The sequence below is a fragment of the Acinetobacter sp. FDAARGOS_558 genome, from assembly GCF_003937785.1.
Lineage (GTDB): Bacteria > Pseudomonadota > Gammaproteobacteria > Pseudomonadales > Moraxellaceae > Acinetobacter > Acinetobacter baumannii.
This window is the reverse complement of the sequence record NZ_RKJH01000001.1, coordinates 307624-331397: the sequence shown is the minus strand read 5'-3', so window position 1 is coordinate 331397 and position 23774 is coordinate 307624. Positions and strand designations below refer to the sequence as shown.

The 23774-nt window shown below is 36.6% G+C and carries 18 protein-coding genes and 2 pseudogenes; 17 read left to right on the top strand and 3 right to left on the bottom strand.

The window, feature by feature from the left end; all coding sequences use genetic code 11:
• Nucleotides 1-40 precede the first annotated feature (40 nt).
• The 11 genes from EGT34_RS01520 (at nt 41) to EGT34_RS01465 (ending at nt 13496) form a co-directional block, all read left to right on the top strand.
• Complete coding sequence (locus EGT34_RS01520) at nt 41-3325, top strand: type I restriction endonuclease subunit R (RefSeq protein WP_024437639.1); 3285 nt, start codon at nt 41-43, stop codon at nt 3323-3325.
• Nucleotides 3326-3327: 2 nt separating this feature from the next.
• Complete coding sequence (locus tag EGT34_RS01515; protein ID WP_024437638.1) at nt 3328-4692, top strand: ISL3 family transposase; 1365 nt, start codon at nt 3328-3330, stop codon at nt 4690-4692.
• A 174-nt stretch (nt 4693-4866) separates the two neighbouring features.
• Nucleotides 4867-6942 (top strand): polyphosphate kinase 1, encoded by a 2076-nt coding sequence (gene ppk1 / locus EGT34_RS01510; RefSeq protein WP_000202690.1) that lies wholly within the window; start codon nt 4867-4869, stop codon nt 6940-6942.
• Nucleotides 6943-7165: 223 nt separating this feature from the next.
• A complete protein-coding gene (pqqA, locus tag EGT34_RS01505; RefSeq protein ID WP_001982218.1) occupies nt 7166-7240 on the top strand; it encodes a pyrroloquinoline quinone precursor peptide PqqA in 75 nt (24 codons plus the stop codon).
• 75 nt (nt 7241-7315) lie between these two features.
• Nucleotides 7316-8227, top strand: a complete 912-nt coding sequence (gene pqqB, locus EGT34_RS01500) for a pyrroloquinoline quinone biosynthesis protein PqqB (protein ID WP_000548481.1) — start codon at nt 7316-7318, stop codon at nt 8225-8227.
• Between the two features lie 8 nt (nt 8228-8235).
• On the top strand, nt 8236-8994 hold the full coding sequence (gene pqqC, locus EGT34_RS01495; protein WP_000195110.1) for a pyrroloquinoline-quinone synthase PqqC: 759 nt from the start codon (nt 8236-8238) through the stop codon (nt 8992-8994).
• Nucleotides 8991-9275: a pyrroloquinoline quinone biosynthesis peptide chaperone PqqD gene (gene pqqD / locus EGT34_RS01490; protein ID WP_001031359.1), complete on the top strand. Its 285-nt coding sequence runs from the start codon at nt 8991-8993 to the stop codon at nt 9273-9275. Before pqqC ends, pqqD begins: the two co-directional genes overlap by 4 nt.
• Entirely contained in the window at nt 9272-10426 is a 1155-nt protein-coding gene (gene pqqE / locus EGT34_RS01485; protein WP_000134708.1) for a pyrroloquinoline quinone biosynthesis protein PqqE, read from the top strand. The genes pqqD and pqqE overlap by 4 nt, the downstream gene beginning before the upstream one ends.
• Before the next feature lie 16 nt (nt 10427-10442).
• A complete protein-coding gene (locus EGT34_RS01480) occupies nt 10443-11495 on the top strand; it encodes a dipeptidase (RefSeq protein ID WP_001015451.1) in 1053 nt (350 codons plus the stop codon).
• A 1010-nt stretch (nt 11496-12505) separates the two neighbouring features.
• Nucleotides 12506-12742 carry a hypothetical protein gene (locus EGT34_RS01470; protein ID WP_000044010.1) on the top strand — a complete coding sequence of 79 codons (237 nt, stop codon included), beginning with the start codon at nt 12506-12508 and terminating at the stop codon, nt 12740-12742.
• A gap of 166 nt (nt 12743-12908) precedes the next feature.
• On the top strand, nt 12909-13496 hold the full coding sequence (locus EGT34_RS01465; protein WP_000582742.1) for a uracil-DNA glycosylase family protein: 588 nt from the start codon (nt 12909-12911) through the stop codon (nt 13494-13496).
• A gap of 8 nt (nt 13497-13504) precedes the next feature.
• Here EGT34_RS01465 and EGT34_RS01460 read toward each other — a convergent pair whose 3' ends face one another.
• Entirely contained in the window at nt 13505-15064 is a 1560-nt protein-coding gene (locus EGT34_RS01460; protein ID WP_002086381.1) for a phospholipase D family protein, read from the bottom strand.
• A 432-nt stretch (nt 15065-15496) separates the two neighbouring features.
• Between EGT34_RS01460 and EGT34_RS01455 the strand changes: the two genes are divergently transcribed.
• The 4 genes and pseudogenes from EGT34_RS01455 to EGT34_RS01445 form a co-directional block, all read left to right on the top strand.
• A complete protein-coding gene (locus EGT34_RS01455; protein ID WP_001136787.1) occupies nt 15497-15964 on the top strand; it encodes a hypothetical protein in 468 nt (155 codons plus the stop codon).
• Between the two features lie 813 nt (nt 15965-16777).
• Nucleotides 16778-16864: pseudogene (locus EGT34_RS21430) on the top strand (hypothetical protein); the annotation flags it as partial.
• 41 nt (nt 16865-16905) lie between these two features.
• Nucleotides 16906-17728 (top strand): IS5-like element ISAba27 family transposase gene (locus EGT34_RS01450; protein WP_076611894.1). Its coding sequence is split into 2 segments (ribosomal slippage): nt 16906-17286 and nt 17288-17728, totalling 822 coding nucleotides; the frame shifts between segments, so codons are not numbered across the junction.
• Nucleotides 17729-17744: 16 nt separating this feature from the next.
• Nucleotides 17745-18029 (top strand): annotated as a pseudogene (locus EGT34_RS01445) (hypothetical protein); the annotation flags it as partial.
• Nucleotides 18030-18106: 77 nt separating this feature from the next.
• On the opposite strand, the gene EGT34_RS01440 reads toward EGT34_RS01445, so the two are convergent.
• Nucleotides 18107-19270, bottom strand: coding sequence for a catalase family protein (locus EGT34_RS01440; RefSeq protein WP_024437637.1), 1164 nt, complete (start codon nt 19268-19270; stop codon nt 18107-18109).
• A gap of 182 nt (nt 19271-19452) precedes the next feature.
• Between EGT34_RS01440 and EGT34_RS01435 the strand changes: the two genes are divergently transcribed.
• Both EGT34_RS01435 and EGT34_RS01430 read left to right on the top strand, forming a co-directional pair.
• Nucleotides 19453-21324, top strand: coding sequence for a hypothetical protein (locus tag EGT34_RS01435; RefSeq protein ID WP_024437636.1), 1872 nt, complete (start codon nt 19453-19455; stop codon nt 21322-21324).
• A gap of 229 nt (nt 21325-21553) precedes the next feature.
• Nucleotides 21554-22663 (top strand): S-(hydroxymethyl)glutathione dehydrogenase/class III alcohol dehydrogenase, encoded by a 1110-nt coding sequence (locus EGT34_RS01430; RefSeq protein WP_000842124.1) that lies wholly within the window; start codon nt 21554-21556, stop codon nt 22661-22663.
• A 57-nt stretch (nt 22664-22720) separates the two neighbouring features.
• On the opposite strand, the gene EGT34_RS01425 is transcribed toward EGT34_RS01430, so the two are convergent.
• On the bottom strand, nt 22721-23695 hold the full coding sequence (locus EGT34_RS01425; RefSeq protein WP_005110853.1) for a DUF4882 family protein: 975 nt from the start codon (nt 23693-23695) through the stop codon (nt 22721-22723).
• Nucleotides 23696-23774 lie beyond the last annotated feature (79 nt).

Sequence of the window (23774 nt, the reverse complement as noted above, 5' to 3'; positions counted from 1 at the left end):
CTACATACCACCAAATAAAACCGAATATGTGAGAATAAATATGAACATGCTACTTTCAGACAAAGCACACTATGAGTCACACTTAGAAGAATATATCGTGTCTAAACTCAAGGCGCAGGGTTGGCTTGTTGGTGAAAGCAAGAATTATGACACTGACACAGCTTTATATACCGAAGATTTGATTGGTTGGATTAAAGATACACAACCTGAGAAATGGGACAATCTGTTTAATAACAATGGTGAAAATACAGAAAAGACCATTGTTAGTCGTTTAGTCGCTGAAATTGAACGTACTGACAACATCAGTGTGTTCCGTAAAGGATTTAAAATGGCGGGAGCAGGTACAGGCGGTATTATTCACCTGACTGAAACAGCACCCGAAGACAAGCGTAATGAAACGACCATTAAGAACTATAAAGCCAATCGCCTACGTGTCGTCCCTCAGCTTAAATACAATCCGACCCGTGATTTCCGTATTGATTTGGTCTTTTTCATCAATGGCTTGCCAATGGCTACGGTTGAAATCAAAACTGATTTTAATCAATCTATTGATGCCGCTAAAGATCAGTACAGACAAGACCGCAAACCGATTGACCCGAAGACTAATCGTAAAGAGCCGCTACTGTTAAGCAAACGTGGGGCGATTGTCCATTTTGCCTTATCAGACTCAGAAATCTATATGACCACCTGCTTAGATGGTGATAACACCTTCTTCTTGCCATTTAACAAAGGTAATGATGGTCACGCAGGCAATCCACCTGTAGGTGAAGATGGTGAATATCCTGTCGCCTATTTTTGGGATTATATTTGCCAACCTGACAACTGGCTCAAAATCTTCCATGATTTCGTCTATATCGAGAAGAAAAAGAAAGCCGATCTAACAGGTAAATACACCGTTCAAGAACGTCTGATCTTCCCTCGTTATCATCAGTTTGATGCTGTTCTAAAAATGCTGAATGATGCTAAAACAAATGGCGTTGGATTTAACTACTTATGTGAACATAGTGCAGGTTCAGGCAAAACTTCAACGATTGCTTGGACAAGTCACGGCTTAATCCGTCTAAGACAAGACGATGGTACTGCCTACTTTAACTCTGTGATTGTAGTGACAGATAGAACCGTACTTGATGATCAACTTCAAGAAGCGATTAAGCAGATCGACCATCAAAAAGGTTTGATTGCTACGATCAGTCGTGAAAATAAAGAAAACGGTGGTGGAACAAAGAGTAAGCAGCTTGAAAATGCGCTGATTTCAGGCACACCGATCATTGTTGTGACCATTCAAACCTTCCCGCATGTGATGGAAGCAATTCTTACAGAGAACAGTCTAAGTGACCGCAGATACGCCATCATTGTTGATGAAGCGCACACCTCACAAACAGGCTCTACAGCATCCAAATTACAGGCTACGCTTGCCTTAAAATCAAGTGCCGAATTGGAGAAGTTGTCAGTTGAAGAGTTACTGGCGCAAGTACAAAAGGCAAGAGGTAATATCAAAAATATTAGCCATTTCGCTTTCACTGCAACGCCTAAGCATTCAACTTACATGCTGTTTGGTCGTACCAAAGATGGTAAGCCTGCAACAGATGACAATCTACCATTGCCATTTCATTTATATACGATGCGTCAGGCGATTGAAGAAGGCTTTATCCTTGATGTGCTGAAAGGTTATGTGCCATATAAAACCGCATTCAAACTTGGTGGTGAAGCCGTTGATAATGATCAACGTGTCGAAAGCAAGGGTGCTAGACGGGCATTGGCTCGTTGGATGTCGCTACACGCTACCAATGTCACGCAGAAGGTTCAATTCATCGTTCAACACTTCCATCACAACGTAGCGCATTTACTGAATAGCCAAGCGAAAGCAATGATTGTGACAAGTTCACGACCTGCTGCTATTCGTTACAAACTTGCTTTAGAGAAATATATTAATGAGAACCCTGAATACAGCCAATATCGTGTTTTAGTGGCATTCTCAGGCACGATTAAAGGTAGTGCTGTAAAGCATGATGATGATACCGATGCTCATGACATTTTCAATTTCAGTGATGATATTGAGTTTAGTGAAAAATCGCTAAATGAAGATAATCCGTGTGCTGATTTAAGAGATAGCTTTGATCGTCCTGAATACCGTTTAATGGTGGTCGCAAACAAATTCCAAACAGGCTTTGACCAACCAAAACTGTGTGCGATGTACTTGGATAAGAAAATCGCCAACCCTGTTGAAGTGGTGCAAACCTTATCTCGACTTAACCGTACTACCACAGGTAAAGATCAAACCTTTATCATTGACTTCGTAAATGACCCTGAGTGGATTCGTACTTGCTTTAAACAATACGATAGCGGTGCTGAGATGTATAACATTCAAGACCCTAACGTAGTTTATACCATCAAAGATACCTTGGATGAGTTAGAGTTATATGATGAAGACGATCTCGAAGCCTTTAAAAAGGCGAAGTTTAAGACCATTCGGGATTTAACGAAAGATGCTCATGATCATAATCAGCACAAAGCGTTATACCAAGCGACTGATAAGCCAACACGCTTGTTTAACTCTAAGTTAAAAAACCTTAAAGAAGCGATTGATGCGCAAGAAGAGTTGCATCAAAAGGCAAGAAAGGATGGTAATGCAAGTGGTCAAAGCCAAGCAGAGTTAGAGCGTAAAATTTTAGATGTGGAGCTTAAAAAACTCCTGAACTTTAAAAATGACTTGCTCAAGTTCGGCAGAATTTATAGCTACATTGCACAGATTATTGACTTTGCTGACCCTGAATTGGAGAACTTTGCAGCATTCAGTAAGTTGGTGGGCAAACGCTTAAATGGTATTGCAGCTAAAGAAGTGGATATTTCAGGTCTTGTGCTTACAGGCTATGGCATCTTCAAGAAAAAAGATGGCGAAACTGAGGGGGACGCAGAAGGTGAAATTTCAACTGTTCCTGTTGTTCCAATTACAGGCTCAGGTTCAACCGACCCTACACCAACGGCTTTATTCTACCTGCAAGAAGTTATTGATCGTATCAGTGCCGCCTTTGGTGATATTTCAACTCGTTATGAGCAAGCTGTTTTTATCAATCACCTCGCTGCAATTTTACGTGAAAATGAAGTGGTAATGGCTCAGGTTGAAAACAATCCTAAAGAAGTTGCATTACAAGGAAACCTTCCGACTGCCGTAACCAGTGCCATTATTCAAGCAATGGCTTCACATCAACAGTTGTCTGCTCATCTGCTCAAGACTGATAGCCAAGCGATGCAAAATATCCTTTTGGCGCTCTATCAGATGCTTAAAGATGGTGAAACGCTTGATGTTGAAAAAATGAAGGGATAATCATGCTAAACATACTGCAATTGGATGGTGCTACACCCACAGATATTCGACATGAAGATGGTTCTATTATTATTTCAATAGAACCATCTGATGATGCTGTAGCGAAGCATTGTCACAATTGCGGTGCTAAAGTTTATAAACATGGCAAACGAGTCAATCACTTTGCTGATACACCAATGCAAATGCAGCCTGTGAGTCTAGAGGTGACTCGCACTCGTTATCGCTGTGCAGAGTGCAAAAGCATGTTTATGCCTGAATTTACGTTCTTGGATGATAAAAGACGGGCAACCAGTCGATTAATTGATGCGATTAAAAAACGCTGTTTAAATAGCACATTTACGCATTTATCAGAAGAAACTGGCTTAGCAATTAATACCATCAAAAATATTACTTCTGATTATATTACTGAACTAGAAAATACGGTCAATTTTGAAACGCCGACCATTATGGGGATTGATGAACTTTTATTGGGTGGAGAATACCGTTGTGTAATCACCAATTTAGGTATGAAGAGCTTGTATGACATGCTGCCTAATCGCAGACAAGAATTGCTCATTCCGTATTTTGAGAAGCTTTCTGATGCAGATAAGGTTGAATGGGTCTGTACCGATATGTGGCGACCTTACAAGCGTTCATTTCGAGATTATTTACCCAATGCAACATTGATCATTGATAAATTCCATGTGGTTCGTATTGCAAATGAATTGATGGAAAGAGAGCGCAAGGTTTTACAAAGTCAATTAACTAAAGTTGCACGGCTACATGCCAAAAAGAATTTACGTTGGTTAACCTTAAAAAGACCTGATAGCTTGAATGATCAGGAACTTGAGATGCTTGAGGACATGGAGGAAACCATGCCAAAGCTTAAGCTTGCCTATGATGTGAAAGAGGATTTCTACAAGATTTATGATTGTGAAACCAAAGAAGCAGCAGAAAAAGCATTTAAAAATTGGGCTGATAATATTCCAACCGATCTACCTCAATTTAATGATTTAGTAAAAACCGTATCCAATAATTATGATGACATTTTTGCTTATTGGGATGCACCGTTCAGTATTACCAATGCTTATACTGAGGGACATAATGGACTGACCAGAGTTGCAAACAGACTTGGGCGAGGTTATTCATTTGAAGTGATTCGAGCAAGGATGTTGTACAACAAAATTGCGAGATCAGTAACAAGCATTTCAACCAAAACAACTTCAACCAAGCCATTAACTGTTACACCCAATAGTCCTGTTACTACTGTATCAAATAAAGATTTGAACTTTAGTTTTTCAACCAAATATAGAAAAATGAAAACAGAATATGGAGCACACATTCCAACCTTGGTTGAATTGTTTGAAGAAGAATATGAGATTAAGTAATTTAATTATTCAACCTCATAATGCGAATACCCATTAATTTTAAGGTTTTCATAAAAAATTCATGAATTTGCAATAAAGCAGTTACAAAATGTCCGGTGAATAAAATCGGTTATACATTAATAAATTAATCTTTTTTATTCATTTTAACTTTTTTACCCAGTATAAGAGTCAAGAATGACATCATTGCCCACTTTAGCTAGCTCAAACCAGCACAATTTAGAAACGTATATTAATAGAGAACTCTCTTTATTAGAGTTTCATAAACGGGTGCTTGCTCAAGCCAAAGATATAGAACACCCATTACTGGAACGTTTGAATTTTTTAATTATTTTTTCGCGTAATCTGGATGAGTTTTTTGAAATTCGTGTGGCAAGTTTAATCCAGAAAATTAGCTTGATGAGTCAGGCAACCGGACCAGAAGGTTTACCGTTAGTAGAAGTATTAAAGCAAATTTCCAAAAATGCTCATGAGGCGGTTGAAGAGCAATATAAAATCTTAAACTATACTTTGTTACCGCAACTCCAAGGCTATGGCGTTCATTTTATTCAGCACGGCGATATATTAGAAAAGCATAAAGAATGGATTAAAGAATACTTTTTTAAAGAAGTACAACCTGTAGTTACGCCAATCAGTCTAGATCCAGCACATCCATTTCCACGGCTGGTCAATAAAAGTCTAAACTTCATTGTAACTTTAGAAGGTAAAGACGCTTTTGGACGTCAAATTGATTTAGCTATTGTGCCGGCACCGCGTTCGTTACCAAGACTTGTTAAAATTCCAGAACATATTTCTGGCGGTGCAGAGCATTACATTCTGCTCTCTGCTATTATCCATCAGCACATTTCGGATTTATTTCCGGGCATGAAAGCGACGGGCTGTCATCAATTTCGTGTAACTCGAAATGCCGATTTAACCGTTTCTGAAGATGTAGAAGACTTGGCTGCTGCTTTAAAAGGTGAATTATCTTCACGCCGTTTTGGCCAAGCAGTTCGTTTGGAAGTAGCAAAAAAATGTCCTGAAGAAATTGCTAACTATTTATTAGAGCAATTCGATTTAGATGCAGAACATCTTTACTACGTCGATGGCCCTGTTAATTTAGCCCGTTTTATCTCAAACTTTGATTTACCAGAGTTACGCTATAAACTATATCAACAAGTTTTGCCTCAGCTTTTATACACTAAAAAACCGATTTTTGATGTGTTAAAAGCAGGAGATGTTCTACTTCATCATCCATTTGATTCTTTTGCACCTGTTATCAAGTTCCTTCGGGAAGCTGCACAAGATCCAAATGTTTTAGCAATTAAACAAACCTTATACCGTAGTGGTGCCAACTCGGAAATCGTACAGCTACTTGCAGAAGCTGCGCGTAATGGTAAAGAAGTGACCGCGGTTATTGAGTTGCGGGCACGTTTTGATGAAGAATCAAATATTGAAGTCGCTAACGTTTTGCAAGAAGCTGGCGCCGTCGTGGTGTATGGCATTGTTGGCTATAAAACTCACGCTAAAATGATTTTAGTGGTTCGCCGTGAACAAGACAAAATCAAAAGATATGTGCATTTAGGTACAGGTAACTATCATGCAGTGAATGCCAAAATCTATACCGATTTTGGTTTGCTGACCAATGATGCGGAAATTTGTGAAGACGTCCATAAAATTTTCCAAGAACTGACCGGTATGGGCAAAATGGCAAAGCTTAAAAAGCTTTTTCATGCGCCATTTACCTTACATTCTCAGCTGTTAGAACTTATTGAACAAGAAATTAAAAATAGCCTTGCTGGTAAAAAAGCACACATCATCATTAAAGTGAATGCGCTTACTGAACCACAGCTCATCAGCGCGCTTTATAAAGCATCACAAGCTGGTGTAAAAATTGATTTAATTATTCGTTCAATTTGCTGCCTGAGACCACAAGTTGCAGGACTTTCAGAGAATATTCGAGTACGTTCAATCGTTGGTCGTTATTTGGAGCATACGCGGGTTTACTATTTTTATAATGATGGCGATACAAAAGTTTATTGTGCAAGTGCAGACTGGATGGAACGTAATTTGTTCTCTCGTATTGAAACCTGCTTCCCAATTGAAAATAAAAAATTAAAGAAACAAGTCATTGAAGATGGCCTAAACAACTATTTGAAAGACAATCGTCAAGCATGGGAATTACAAACTGATGGAACATGGGTGCAATGTCATCCTAAGCCGGAAGAAGAACTTTATATTGCACAGCAACACTTGATGAACTTAGCTGGGTAAGGCATAAGTCATAACAGAACATTGACCTGTTATGACTTTTCAAATGCTTTTGAAAGATCAGGATTTATTAAAATTTGGACAAAAAACACAATTATCGAACAATATCTTGTTCCGAGCTTATCTACAAACGTGGCATTTTTAATTAGAATAAATTTTTAATTGCCTTATGAGATTTAATCAAGTGATTCATTTCACGAGATTAATACTGACTGGAGTAAAATTTATGCAATGGACAAAACCAGCTTTCACTGATTTACGTATTGGTTTTGAAGTAACAATGTACTTTGAAGCACGTTAATCATTTCTATTCAAATCTGTCATAAGCCCTAGTCTTGTTCTAGGGCTTATGTCTTTCTAATAAGATATTAATTTTATGCATATTTATATTTTAGGTTCAGCAGCTGGAGGCGGTTTCCCTCAGTGGAACTGTAATTGTCCTAATTGTCATGGGGTTCGTACAGGTACGATTAATGCCAAAGTGCGGACTCAATCTTCAATTGCAATTTCAGAAAACGGCGTAGACTGGATTTTATTAAACGCATCACCAGATATCCGTCAACAATTATTTGATTTTAAAGCGGCTCAACCAGCGCGAAAATTACGTGATACTGGTATTACCAATGTTATTTTAATGGATAGCCAACTTGACCATACCACTGGACTTTTAACTTTACGTGAAGGCTGTCCAATGAATGTGTGGTGTACTGAAATGGTCTATCAAGATCTCACCACGGGTTTTCCGGTGTTCAATATGCTGAAACACTGGAATGGTGGTCTTCAATATCATCAAATTGATCCTAAACAAGCTTTTAAAATTAATGGTTTCGAAAATTTAGAATTTTTACCCTTAATTATTCAAAGCGCGGCACCCCCATATTCTCCACATCGCCATGACCCGCATGAGGGCGACAATATTGCCTTAATCATCAAAGATCACAAAACACAAAAACAGTTGTTTTATGCGCCAGGGCTTGGAAAGATTGACGATCAAATCATGCAGATTATGCAAGATTCTGACTGCGTCATGATTGATGGCACACTATGGACAGATGATGAAATGCAGCAAACCGGTGTAGGGAAAAAAACTGGCCGTGAAATGGGGCATTTATACATTAGTGGTGAAGGCGGTTCGTTATCTTACTTAAACCAACTCAGTACACCAAAGAAAGTGCTAATTCATATTAATAATACCAATCCGATTTTAAATGAAGACTCTGCTCAATTTGCTGAACTAAAAGCAAATGATGTAGAAGTTGCCTTTGATGGCATGCAAATTGAACTCTAAGGTGAAACATGACTCAAACACCTGAAGCTTTAACGACCGAACAATTTAAACAGGCTATTATCGATAAAGGTCAGTATTATCATATCTATCACCCATTTCATGTGATGATGTATGAAGGAAAAGCCACTCAACAACAAATTCAGGCTTGGGTTGCAAACCGCTACTACTATCAAATCAATATTCCGCTCAAAGATGCTGCGATCATGGCAAATTGTCCTGATCAACGTGTGCGACAGGAATGGATTCAGCGCATGATTGACCAAGATGGTGAATACCCTGATGGCGGTGGACGAGAAGCATGGTTACGGTTAGCCGAAGCTGTAGGCTTGAGTCGTGAGCAAGTGATTTCCGAAGAATTGGTTTTGCCGGGTGTACGATTTGCTGTAGATGCCTATGTAAATTTTGCACGCCGTGCGTCATGGCGTGAGGCAGCAAGCAGTTCTTTAACTGAGCTGTTTGCGCCTCAAATTCATCAGTCTCGTCTTGAGTCATGGCCACAGCATTACCCTTGGATTGATGATAAGGGCTATGAATATTTCCGCTCTCGTTTAAGTCAAGCACGCCGTGATGTTGAACATGGTTTAACAATCACGCTTGATTCATTTACTACTCATGAACAACAACAAAGAATGCTGGAAATATTACAGTTTAAACTGGATATTTTATGGAGCATTTTGGATGCTTTAACACTGGCATATGTACACAATGAAGCACCGTATCATAGCGTGACTCAAGAACGAGTATGGCACAAAGGACTATTTAAATGAATAAAGAACAATTTGATGTAAATCTTGTGCCTACCTGGCGCCAAGGTTATCGCTTTCAATTTGAACCTGCTCAAAATGGTTTTGTCATTTTATATCCTGAAGGCATGATCAAATTAAATGAAAGTGCAGGGGCCATTGGACAATATATTGATGGGAAAAATAATGTTTCTGCAATTATTGCCCAGCTCAAGCAACAATTTGGTGATATAGCCGAAATTGACAACGATGTTATTGATTACATGTTAGTTGCCCAGCAACAACACTGGATTGATTTAATATGACAGAAGGTGTTGGTCTACCTTTATGGTTATTAGCGGAGTTAACTTATCGTTGCCCGCTACAATGTCCATATTGCTCAAACCCTTTAGACTACGCACAGCACAAACATGAACTGACCACGCAAGAGTGGTTTGATGTTTTTGATCAAGCGCGTCAAATGGGGGCTGTACAACTCGGTTTTTCCGGTGGTGAACCTTTGGTGCGTCAAGATCTGGAGCAGCTTGTGGCGCATGCACACCAACTTGGCTTCTACACCAACCTGATTACCTCAGGCATGGGACTTACCGAACAGCGTATTTCGCATTTAAAGCAAGCTGGCCTAGACCATATTCAAATTAGCTTTCAAGCGAGTGATCCGGTCGTTAATGATGCTTTGGCAGGGTCGAAACATGCTTTTGAACAAAAGTATGAAATGTGCCGACTTGTTAAGAAATATGATTATCCGATGGTCCTCAATTTTGTAATTCATCGGCATAACATTGAACAGATCGATAAAATTATTGAGCTTTGCCTAGAACTTAATGCAGATACAGTCGAGCTAGCAATTTGTCAGTTTTATGGATGGGCATTTTTAAACCGTCAGGGTTTATTACCGACACAAGAACAACTCATACGTGCTGAACGTATTACCAATGAATATCGGGAAAAGTTAAAAGCGCAAAATCATCCTTGCAAACTTATTTTTGTAGTGCCTGATTATTACGAAGAAAGACCAAAAGCCTGTATGAATGGCTGGGGTAAAATTTTCTTTACAGTTGCTCCAGATGGTATGGCACTGCCTTGTCACGCAGCAAGACAATTACCGATTTCTTTCCCAAATGTTCGTGAACAAAGCCTATCAAGAATCTGGTATGAGTCTACTGGTTTTAACCACTTCCGTGGTGATGCATGGATGCCAGAAGGATGCCGTAGTTGCCCAGATAAAGACCGCGACTTTGGTGGCTGTCGTTGTCAAGCTTATATGTTAACAGGTGACGCAAGTAACGCAGACCCTGTTTGTGGTAAATCGCCGTATCATCAATTCATTGAACAGGCACGTGCCGAGAGCGAAATTGATTCCTCTCTGGAAAAATTGGTATTCCGTAATAGCCGAAATTCAAAGCAATTCACGGTTAAACAAAACATTCCGGTTCAAAATATTGTAGATGATTAGCTATGAGAAAACCGATATGAACCATGGCACATTTCCTGTTTTTGATGGCCATAATGATGTACTAACCCGATTGTGGTTAAGTGATCATAACAATCCTGCTCAAGCTTTTATTCAAGAAGGTTTAGCCGGACATCTCGATTTAAAACGTTGCCAACAAGCCGGTTTTGTTGGCGGTATGTTTGCTATTTTCTTGCCGCCTTTTCATTATGTTAAGCAGCATCATCCCAACAAACTATTTGACCAAGACGCATCTGACTTCACGCAACAGCAAATTGAACACATTTGTTTGGCACAGCTCGATTTAGCAAAACAACTTGCCGAGTACTCTAACGACATTCAAATTTGCACAACTGTTCAGGATATCCAGCACTGCCTAACACAGCAAAAGTTAGCCATTGTATTGCATATGGAAGGTGCTGAAGCATTACAACATAATCCAGATTTACTCGATGTATTTTATGATGCTGGGCTTCGTAGCATCGGTCCACTTTGGAATAGACCAAGTCGTTTTGGTCATGGTTTAAATGCCAAGTTTCCGCATTCACCTGATACCGGAGCAGGGCTTACAAACGAAGGTAAAGCTTTTATAAAGCGCTGTGCTGATAAAAAAATGGTGATTGATGTTTCCCATATGAATGAACGAGCTTTTTGGGATACAGCTAACATTCTTCAGCAGCCAATTGTCGCAACTCACTCAAATGTGCATGCTTTATGTCCACAAGCCAGAAACTTAACAGATAATCAACTTAAAGCAATTAAGGACTCTAAAGGCATAGTCGGGTTAAATTTTGATGTCGCATTTTTGCGTAAAGACGGGCAGCGTGATGCAAACACATCCATTGAGGTACTTTTAGAACATCTTGAATATTTAATAGATCAAATGGGAGAAAATCATGTCGGTTTTGGTTCTGACTTTGATGGAGCACTGATTAGTCATGAAATTGAAGATGTAAGGGGACTACACCTACTGATTGAAGCAATGCAAAAGCGACATTATTCGAATGAAATTATAGAAAAAATTTGTTTTTCTAACTGGCTAACCGTGCTCAATCGCATCCTAAGTAAATAATTTATTGCTAAATATATTAAAAATAGCGAATTATTTTACATTTTTTATTGGCCGAAATGACTAAAAAAAGTACAACTAGTTTAATTGTCAACCAATTGCTAAGTTAATTAGAATCAACATTACTAAATGTAAGAACATTTGGTATTTCAGGTCTTTAATGGTTTTCACTTACGCTCATTTCTTTTTGAGAAGTAGAAATGGGCGTTTTCTTTTGCTTAATTACAAAATGAGAACCTCATCACAAGAATAGCCAATTAATTGCAAATCATCGCTTTCCTATCTTGACTAAAAGTTCAGCATTAAATACATTGGAATTGTATTTAAACATAAATAAGATTGCTTAAAGCAATTAATAATACTGCTTAATCCTGAAATACAGTAGAAAGCCTATTCTGTTTTGAGAATAGGCTTTTTGCTTTGTATCAAAATTTATTTTCTCAAAATATTATACTTTTTAATTAACATAAAAATTAAATACCTTACAAAAGCGGCTCAAATGAAAGCCCTTAAATAACAAAGAATATGCTATTAATTTAAGTTGATTTCTCAGAAGTTTCTCCGTCAATTGAAGAGGTGCAAAATGTTAAAGTCAATTTTAGTATTAGGAACAGGTATTGCGATTGGCATGTGTATGTACAAGAAAAAGCAAAAGAACAGTAAGAGCTTCTCTACTGATAGTGATACTGACTCATTGATTAGTAAGGATAATAATAAGAGTAAAGATGACAATTCACTCGATAATGCTGTCCAGGTTTAAAGTTAAATGCAAGGGTTCATACGTGAGCCCTTTAAATATTATTTTTTATAAAATTAATTTTACTTAAAATAAAGATAGCTTTAATAAGTTAATTTAATAATAAAACTTATTTTTAAAGATATTCCACTATTCATTTAATTATTAAATAAATATGTTTAAAACAAAAAAAACACTTCAAATGTTAAATTTTACACATTGTAGCAAAACACCCTTTACTATTTTTTATGTTAAGAATAAAAAAATGGAGATTAGAATGTCAAAGCGCCATATTTTAAAAGAAGTTAATGCGAAAAGTATGTGTGGGATGGAAATTGTGGTAGAGCAAATTTTTGAAAATACATTGGAGAAAAATTTAGCTTCGGCTGAAATCGAACAAAACTGGTTACCGCTTTCCAAGATTGTGATTTCAGATAAAGTTATCAATTTAGATCAAGATAATACCTTTGCTCATCCCAGAACAGGGAAAGTCTTTAAAGTTTTAAATTCTTAAATATTTTGGTTTTTAGCATGAATATAAAATTAGAAATGATTGAGGCGAAACAACAAAACGTTTCGCCTCAATACATTTAATTAAGATAATTTGCACTTCTTGACTCGTGATTAACCTTAAAATACGTTAAGTTATTTATAAATTTTGAAGTAAATACTGATTTTTTATGATAATTGAGATAGAGACCCATCCACTGCAACCGTTTTTGCCAGAAAATGCCCGTTTATTAATGTTAGGAAGTTTTCCACCACCACGTAATAAATGGAAGATGGACTTTTACTATCCGAACTTTCAAAACGATATGTGGAGAATTTTTGGTTTAATCTTTTTTCAAGATAAAACTTATTTTTTAAGTGAGAACCAAAAAAGCTTTAACGAAGAAGCTATCCGCAGCTTTCTGATTGAGACAGGCATTGCTATTTTTGATACGGCGTATCAAATTAAACGCCTAAAGGGCAATGCTTCAGATAAGTTTCTTGAAATTGTCACTCCGACAGACTTAGCGGTTTTATTGAAACAGATTCCTCAATGTCACACTATTATGACTACGGGCGATAAAGCCACAGATACCTTAATCTCAGTTTTACCTGAGAACACGGAAAAACCTTTAATTGGGACATCTACATCAACTTATTTTGCAGACCGCGATATTAATTTATATCGATTACCGTCATCTTCTAGAGCATATCCATTAGCTCTCGAGAAAAAAGCAGAAGCCTACCAGAAATTTTTTAAGGAAATCGGTTTCTTGTAATAAGAAAATTACATCATCCACTCAATTGGCAAATAAGAGACAGCTTTAATCATTGTTCTCTGAAAACGGCTAGTTCCCGGGTCTTTATCATATTCAATGACTTGTCCGTTTGCTTGGTAATCTAGCCAAGTAATTTGGCCTTGGCTATTTAGCTTAAGTTGATAAGCTACTTGAGGTAAATGTTGATCTAACATAACAGAAATCTGAGTTTGTAATTGACTGGACTCAATCACCAAACCTACTTCGGTGTTTAAATAGGTAGAGCGGGGGTCAAAGTTAAATGATCCTATAAAGACTTTGCCATCTACATCAAAAAACTTGGCATGCAAGCTCGACTTATTTTTTCCTTTTGCTGGTATAACGCTGCCTGTTACGATTTCGTACCACGTTCTACGTCGTCGTTCCAGAACAGGTTTAAACTCATACAGTTCAATACCATTCTTAAGCATTTCTACACGGTATTGGCTATAAAAGGCATGTACGATCGCAACATCGTTTGCAGCAAAAGAATTTGTTAAAGCGCGGACTTTTATACCTTCAACTCGTAGTTGCTTTAAGTAATAAGTGCCTTGTTGGGTAGGTACAAAATAAGCTGAAGCTAATTCTAAGTGTTGCTTAGGTTTACCCATAATAGACAAGACTTGGCCATAAAGCATTTCATGTTCAGTTGCAGTGCCCAGTATTTTCTTCGGAGAGTCAGCAACAAAATGGGCCTTAGACCATTGAATAGGGTTATGCTCTAAAAGCTCTTTTAAATAACTCTGCGCATCGTAAAGCTTATCTTCAGTGAGGCTATGGTCTTCGTGATGGAGTTGTTCATAGTGCTCTCTTAAAGCTTTTAAATGGTGCTCAGCACAAGTTCCGATAATCTCAGTTGCATTTACACTTAAGGTACTTTCCCAAAAATCAGCAAATACAGCTTGGGCATGGCGTACTGCATGCCCGTAAAATAAGATATCCATATCCGTAAATTGAAACTTACTACTTGCTTCAAAATATTCACTACTAATATTTCTACCGCCTGTTACTGCAATCGATCCATCTGCAATAATAAGTTTATTGTGCATACGATGATTTACTTTTTTAAATCGGAACAGATAATCAAAGATACGTAAGTATCGAAATTTATAAGGATTAAATAATCTAATTTCAAAGTTGGTATGCTGTAAAAGGCTTCTTAATATACCATCGAGCTTTATACCGTTTTGATCATCAATTAATAAGCGAACTTTGATGCCACGATCCGCTGCCTTGAGCAGCTCATGTAAAATAAGGTTCCCCACAAAATCATTGGTCCAAATGTAGTATTGTAGATCAATCGTTTCCTTGGCATTTCTAATTAAATAAATTCGTGATGCAATACTCATAAATGCGTCATCAAGAGCTACAAAGGCAGTAAGACCTTGCTGAGTTTTTTCCTCTGCTGCCTCATCATTCAACCAATTATTTGTCTTTATCACTATATCTTTCTCATTAGGATCATATTTATCTGTATAAGAAGGTAAATCAGTAAAGCCCCAAGCACTTAAGGCCATAGTACTATACTGTTCATATAGCTGATTGATCATGTAAGCATTTAATTTGCATCCAGGTTAGAGCTATAAGAGCATTCTTATATTCAATTTATATGTCAAAATTCACAATAACTGTATGATTTTGTTATAATCTAAGAAGATTAAAATTTAAAATATAATAAAAACAGTGGCTTATAAAATATTTTTTAAATTTTCTATAGTTATATATGACTAATCAGCCTAATTATGTGAGCTGTATTTTATTGCAAACAATTATTTCGATAGTTTACGTTTTTTATAAGTAAAACAGTGACGTAATTCTCTTTGTCGGTATAAGATGCGTTTTATTAGATACTTAGATTTCATAACTTTACAATACTTACAATTAAGTTACCAACAACTACATTACAACACATGATTTCTATCATACTTCCTTAAAAAGCTGAGTAAGCAACCAGCTAGAAAGAGGAAGGAAGGAGATAGGAAATGCCACAATATTTAATGATTGCTGAAAAGGTGTATAAAAAAATTAAAGAAGATGATCTTTTCTCTGATACTCCGACCGAGCATTTAAATAACTTAATAGGTGTGATTCGAAAGGAAATCAAAGGTACAAAGTTTAAGCTTAAATATAATTTTATTGACTTTGACGAATGTTTAACAAAGCCACTAGATGAATGTGCCGTCAAAATTGATATTAGCCTCATGCCTAGTCATAAAAATAAAGATGAATATATTTTATGGTTAGCTGGATTTATAGAACGAATGACGACAGGCGGAGAAACCCATCTTCCACCTATCTCAAAATTTATCCCGCCCGATTTTAAGTTTAATTGCGAATTTGACAACGCTAAGACACCAGCAAAATCTACACATCCAGATGATGAAGGTGAACTGATCATTAACTATTTTAAATCTGAAGCTTTTATGAAAATTATAAACGAAGAAAAATAATGTGATAAGAAATATAGAAGGGTTTCTACTGTACTTCTATTCATAGCTGTTAAAATTCAGCAACCGCCTTTTGGGGCGGTTTTTTGTGGCTTAATCCCTTTTTATCTCGTTCTCTTCACATAAGTTTTCATTGTAAACAGAAATCACTTGTTCCCTATAAAAACAGATACATAGATTAGTGCTACCTTTTACTTATCTTCATTGAGTAAGGAGATAAGATATTTTGAAATATTTTCTTTTTGCTTTAACTTAAGCTTTTTCACATACCTTTCAAAAAAGATATGGTGAAAAATTGTCCCTTTTAGACAATTGAGTCTAGATGTATTCTGAATCTCTAAAAAACTTCCATAATTGTTGGTTTTTTTAAGGAGGTGTCTATGCTCCATAATATTAGACAATTTTTCTGCATACACATCTGGGAATATGATTTTGATATTTCACATGATGAAGTCAGAGAATGCAGAAAGTGTGGGAAAATTCATAAAATGAAGAGTTCCCATAAAATGACTTAAGTTTAAAGTGAAATACTTCAGTCATACTAAGCCAATTAAAGATAAGCTCAATAATTAAAAGTGTTGAGCTTATTTATTTTAAAGAAGAGCATAGTTTAATTCAGTAATCATATAAAACCTATTAATTTACTCAGAATATAATTCAAAGTAGTTCGCACTTTAAAATAATAAAAAGTTGCAACTTACATAAAACTCTATTAATTTTAAAAAATAAATAACACTTCAATAAAAACTGAAAACTTAAATTTATAACTTTAATTTTATACTCATATTTTATAAAAAAATTGATAAGGAGATAGAAATGCCAAAATACTTACTATTAGCAGAAAAAATTTCTAAAAATATTAAACAAGATTCTTCAAGCAATTATCTAAAAAGCTTAAATAATAGACCTCTTGCGAAAGTAAAAACCACCTCAATCTAAATTTCATGAGATATCAGAAATTAAATCGTTTTTCAGATTCTGAATTCCAGCGCTTGGTTGGTGTACCTCGACCAGTTTTTAGTGAAATGATCGAAGTTTTAAAAGAAGTAGAATCACTTAAAAAGAAATCTGGGCGTCCTCATACTTTAGCTATAGAGGATCAATTATTATTAACACTCAATTACTTACGGAATTACAGCACTCAATTGGAGTTGGCTGCAAATTACCATATCGCTGAAAGTAATGTGAATCGAACCATTAAAAAGGTTGAAGATGCATTGATGAAATCAAGACGGTTTACTCTGCCAAAACGAAGCATTACCACAGCAGACGAACAGTTTAACTGGGTCATTATTGATGCGACAGAATGTTCAATAGAACGTCCGAAAAAAAAATCAGAGTAAGTTCTACAGTGGTAAAAAGAAGAAACATACGCTAAAAGCACAAGTGATCTATCATCCGAACAGCAAACAAATCATAGGGCTAGATATATCGAATGGCAGTCAGCATGACATTAAATTGGCAAGAAGAACGGTTAAAAAATTCAAACATTGTAAATATGTTATGACCGATTTAGGGTACTACGGATTAGAGCAAGATGGCTTTAAATTATTGATGCCAATAAAGAAAAAGAAGAATTTACCCTTATTTGATGTTGAGAAAAAGTACAATAAAATGATTGGAAAAATACGAGTTGTGATCGAACATATTAATAGTCAATTGAAAACATTTAGAATATTAAGTGAACGCTATCGAAATAGACGGAAAAGATTCGGTTTACGCATTAACTTAATCGCTGCACTGGTAAATCGGATGAACTTGCAATAACGACTTTCGCAAGAGGTCTAATTTAATTATAGAAATAAAAAAAGCCATTACAGGAACAGAATTAAAATTTTTATATAATTTTTTAGATTTCAGTGGTTCGCTGCTTAACCCTCAAGATGAAGTATTGCTCAAATTTGATAGCAGTCTGATTCCTAGCTATAAAAATGAAGAAGAATTTATTTTATGGTTAGCAGACTTCATTGATCGGATCACCATAGATACGAGTAAAGGAGATTATCCAATAAAAAAGAATTTAGCCAACCTAAGCTCTATTGCTGAGAAATTGATGTATAGACATTAGAAAATCTATGGCCATCCTCATCAAATACTGAACTATAAAGAACTGCTTTGGTTATTGGCAGTTCTTTTATACTTAAATTAGTTTTTGGGTTCTTGTCGGGGAGCTGAGTTGATATCGTGTCTAACTCTGCTTATATTTTCATAAATAATTTTACGCATTCTATTTATTGCGCCAAGCGGTTTATGCTCAGGTAAAGCATGCCACGGTGTAAAAGAGAGATTTTCACAAAATTGATTCTGTTCAGGTGTATCAAAGCTTTGCTTTGGAATATGAATGGTCGCAACTTGATAAAAAGGTGCTTCATTTTCTTTCCACTCGGTCATTGCATCTTCAACCAGCATTTTAGTCGAAGTTCTTGGCTGTATAAGAAATTCCATACACACGTCTTGCTTTTGCAATGTATCTTTTAAGGCATCTCGTAAAAAATTATGGCTAGGATGATCAGGTAGAGCTGCAGTCACTGTAGAGCAATTTCTTACGGAGTATTTAACCGCTTGACGGTCAACACCTAATCCTAATTGATAGGGCACCATAGACCAATACCGTGCATATAGTGGATTTGCAATTTTAGAATTACGCGCACCTAAAGCATTCATGGTACCTTTAAAACCTAAAGCAAACGGCATATGAAGCTTTCTGATCATATTATGGCTATTTAGATCATTCATAAAAGACAGGTATCTTTGCCCGTCATTTACAAAAAAGACGGGGTGATTAATCATAATAAAGTCTTGAGTTGTAGCTTCTTTTTCATTTTCTAAAATTTTCTGACCTGATACATCTAAGATTTTTATTGCCATTCCACGTGCGTCTTTTTCAATATCTGCTCTAGAAGCATCATTAGAAGCATTCGAAAAACGAATCCATGCTTCATAGTTTTTATCTGGAATAAAAATACCTTTTGCAAGTTGAGCTGGTATATTTTTAATTACATGAAATTCAGCACGAACACATCCATGCGCTTTAGGGTGTGCATCACGCAAAGCATTTCCCGCTGTATACTGTTCACGAATAGACTTCTCAATAACTTGAGTTATTTGATGAGCTATTACTTCCTCATTCGGTTGTAACTTTTCTCCTAGTGCTGTATCGATCTCTGGATAGTCGATATTTTCTGAAGAAGACTTTACTGATGGGATTGTTTGGGAATATAGCGCTTCACTACAACCTATTGATACAAACAGAAGAGGAGTAAATATAAACAAAGCCTTAAAACTGATAGGCTGTATTAATTTTGACATTTATAGTCTCCTCGGTAGAAAAAATATTTTAGAATAATATTAAGTTTTTTGTTTAAGTTTATTTTGAGCTTTTTAAAATTATTCACTGTAAATAATTTAAACGTCATTGTTACTTATCTGAACAGTAAAATAAGAATACTTATTTAATATAAAACTTCTTAATACATTAAGAGAATGACGTCATGATAACTAATCGACAAAATGTGCAAAATAATACTAATACATCACCTCATCCAATTACCCAAAATACACTTATTGATCGGTTTAGTCCTATTTACTGGAGAATAGACGGCCCACAAACCACGTCTTTTGCCATTACAAATTATGGAAATGGATTTGAAGCATCTTTTAGATCACGTATGACAAATGACTTGGTAGGGATTAGCTGGGATTCTTATGATACGAAAGATCATAAACTTTTAGCATATGAAACCAAATATAGTTATGCAGGGGTAGTTTGGGATTTTGATATTGAATTATCGGCTTCTATGCCCGTACTTAATAATCCAAGTTTAACGCCAACTTTAACGGTGTACTATCATGACAATGGCGTAGATAAAATTGCATATATCGTCTTATTTAATTATGCAAATAATCCTTCGTCGCGAACGGCGCACATTCATATTAACTGGGATACAGTTAAAGCCGGTTTTTCTGCTACAGATAGCTTTCCGGTAACCAATATTCAACGTATCTCATTTTCAGGCTTTACTAGCCACTATAACGGCCAGTCAGCTACGCCTTTAAGCCAGCCGGAAGATGGTTATATTCGTATTACCAATTCAGTCGTGACTGGAACAAATGCAAAGTTAAATCTGAGTCGTGTTGTTGTACCCCAGCACAATTATGGGATCTGTACCAGCTATGATGACCATTATGACTTGAACCCGCAGCGCCTAGTCAACAATATGGTCGCTTTGGGATATCAGGGATTGGTAAACCACTATTGTGGAATGTCACATTATCCTGAAATGACATGGAAAAGCGATATTAATAAATGGCAAATACCAGATACGTTGGTAACAGGTGAGGCAGTCGTCAACGCATGTACCCGAAAATGGCATGAGAAATATGCCCAAGCTCTACATAATGCAAACATGCAACCCATTTTTGGGGTAAGTTTTGAGATGTATTCACTTGGAGCAAATGAGTTTTGGGCACAGCGTGACTGGAATAGCAATTTAGGTAAAACAGGTTACCAACCACCGAGTTATTTCTTTAGCTTAAGTGATCAAAATGCTTTGGCTTATTTGCACAAAGTTTTTATTGAGTTCGCAGATACAATGGTTGCTGGCGGCTGTAATGTTAACATGCAAATTGGTGAACCTTGGTGGTGGTATAACACGGACACGAATCTACCTTGTGTGTATGACTATCCAACAAAATTAGCCTTTAATGCCGATACAGGACTATATGCGCCAGACCTAGGCACAATCTATGAGGCTATGAATAAAACAGGTACGCCGTATGATGAGTTTAAAACTTGGTTAAGAAATAAGTTAGGACAGACCTGTCAAAATATTCGAGCAGCCATTAAAGCTAAATATGCAAATGCTCAAGTGTGTCCTTTAATATTTTTCCCATCCATTCGTTCTCCAATACAAACCCTAGCAACCTATATCAACTATCCAAGCCAGCACTACTCATATCCAAATTTTGATTACATCATGACTGAAGCTTATGACTGGCTTTTAGAAGCTAAATTAGATTTAGCTCATCAAGCTGTTTCTCAGATACCAACTCAAGATTTAGGTTATCCGGCAAATAAAGTTGCTTATTTATCTGGATTTGTACCAGATGCATCTATTGCTTATATCTATGGATTCGACAAAAACAAACCTTATCGAACTCCAATTTGGCAGAGGATTTTTGGCGATATGAAAAATAACGTATCTCTTGGCCTAATGAAGCAGTTTATCTGGGCCTATCCGCAAGTCATGTTCGATTCAATTACAATTGATACGACCCAAGCCCCAAATGGCTTCTTTGTTGAAAATACACTTTACTCACCAATTAGTGATAACACACCGTATCCACCAGATATTTACCTTTAAGTAAACATAAGCTGTTTATAAGAGAAGTAATCTGATAGAAAACCTCTTCACTTAGGAGGTTTTCTTCTTTTTTTAGTACAGGCTTGCTTAGACGTTTCTGACTGGCTATGCTGTGATGGATTGTCATGAAAGCCAATTTTAATTTAAGCAAAATTAAGCTCTTGTATTACGGTTACATAATCTATTTTGCTCGACTATAAGTACCGAATGATATAAAGGAAACCCAAAGATGAAATCTCGTGCAGCTGTCGCCTTTGCCCCAGGAAAACCTTTAGAAATTGTTGAAGTTGATGTTGCACCACCCAAGGCTGGTGAGGTTTTAATAAAAATTACCCATACAGGGGTATGCCATACCGATGCTTTTACATTATCTGGCGATGACCCAGAAGGTGTTTTCCCAGCGATTTTAGGTCATGAAGGTGCAGGTGTTGTAGTTGAAGTAGGCGAGGGCGTAACAAGTGTTCAACCTGGCGACCACGTGATTCCACTTTATACAGCTGAATGTAAAGAATGCTTATTCTGTAAATCCGGAAAAACTAACTTGTGTGTTGCGGTACGTGCGACGCAAGGTAAAGGTGTAATGCCGGATGGAACTACACGTTTTTCATATAACGGCGAACCGATTTACCATTACATGGGTTGTTCAACCTTTAGTGAATATACAGTAGTTGCGGAAGTCTCTTTAGCTAAAATCAATCCTGAAGCGAATCACGAACAAGTTTGTTTACTTGGATGTGGTGTAACGACCGGTATTGGCGCCGTGCATAACACAGCTAAAGTACAAGAAGGTGATTCGGTTGCCGTATTTGGTTTAGGCGGTATTGGTTTAGCTGTTGTACAAGGTGCACGTCAAGCGAAAGCAGGACGCATTATTGTCGTAGATACAAACCCAGATAAATTTGAACTTGCTAAACAGTTTGGCGCTACAGATTTCTTAAATCCAAAAGATTATGACCAACCTATTCAGCAAGTGATTGTAGAAATGACAGGTTGGGGCGTAGATCATTCATTTGAATGTATTGGTAACGTCAATGTTATGCGCTCGGCTCTAGAGTGTGCACATCGTGGTTGGGGACAATCCGTTATTATTGGTGTTGCTGGTGCTGGTCAAGAAATTTCGACACGCCCATTCCAGTTAGTTACAGGCCGTAAATGGTTAGGTACTGCGTTTGGTGGAGTAAAAGGCCGCTCACAACTTCCTAAAATGGTCGAAGATGCTATGAAAGGTGAGATTCAACTTGAACCTTTTGTGACTCATACTATGCCTCTACAAGACATTAATACCGCTTTTGATTTAATGCACGAAGGTAAATCAATTCGTACTGTTATCCATTTCTAAACGAAATAAAAAAAGGGCTGTGATTCAGCCCTTTTTTACCACTTATAATTTTATATCTTAGATGGCATTACCACACATGTCTGTTGTGCCCTGAGGGTAGTTAAACTGTAGCGCATTACGGTCAGTAATGAGTTCGTTCGACAACTCTTGTCCAAATAATTGTTCGGCATCTATTGATATATCACTTGAAACAAAAAAGCGTATATTCTCAAGTGGCGCAGGCAAAGTAGATTTATATCCTTGATCAACACCATTTATAATAAAGCCAACTTGCTTAGTGTTCTGATTAATATAAATACCTAATCTTTGGTATCCATTTGCATTATTTGTCATGTTTTGACCTTTAGAATATCGACTGTCAGGGCCAGTCTCATCACTAAGTCGGTAAGCTACAGAATAGCTTAATCTAGCAGGATTCTCACCAAAATCTGGATCATAAGTACCCATATTAAACCTAAAATTGGATCTGACGGTATAGCCATTATTTGTTACACCATTAAAACCAATGCCAGAGGAGTAATAAGTAGAATTTCCAAGTGATGAGCTCCCAAGAGCTGAGGTTGGGATCTTAAGCTCTATTTCAAATGCAATAATACCTGTGTGAGGTATTATTAAATCACCAATATCATTAGTAGAATTAAGACTAGCTTTACTTCTAGCTACATACTCTACAGTACCATACTCATTTTCTGGCATAGGCTCTACTTTAAGACTAAATTTTTGGCCAATTATTAATGGGAATATTTTAATTGGCCAATAGTCAGTATGTTCATTGTTCCAAAGATCATAATCTTCTTGAGTCGCATCAAAATTATATTTACAGACTGGGGCAGAGGAATTAAGGGAGGTAGTTTGAGCCAAGAGAGTTTGAGACGCTAACTTTTCATTCTTTGTAGTGGATGGAATGCTTTTAGATACAACTTTTTGGTTAGATTCGCCACGCATTACTGTATTGGTATTTTCAGAAGATACCTCATACATTGCCCAACATAATGTCACTGCACTAACTGCAACTATACCTATTCTTTTCATAAATATTCCTATTAAGTTAAGTATGAAATTCTTAGAAAGTAGTGTTAAAGTAAAATTTATTATTAATATTTAAATATTT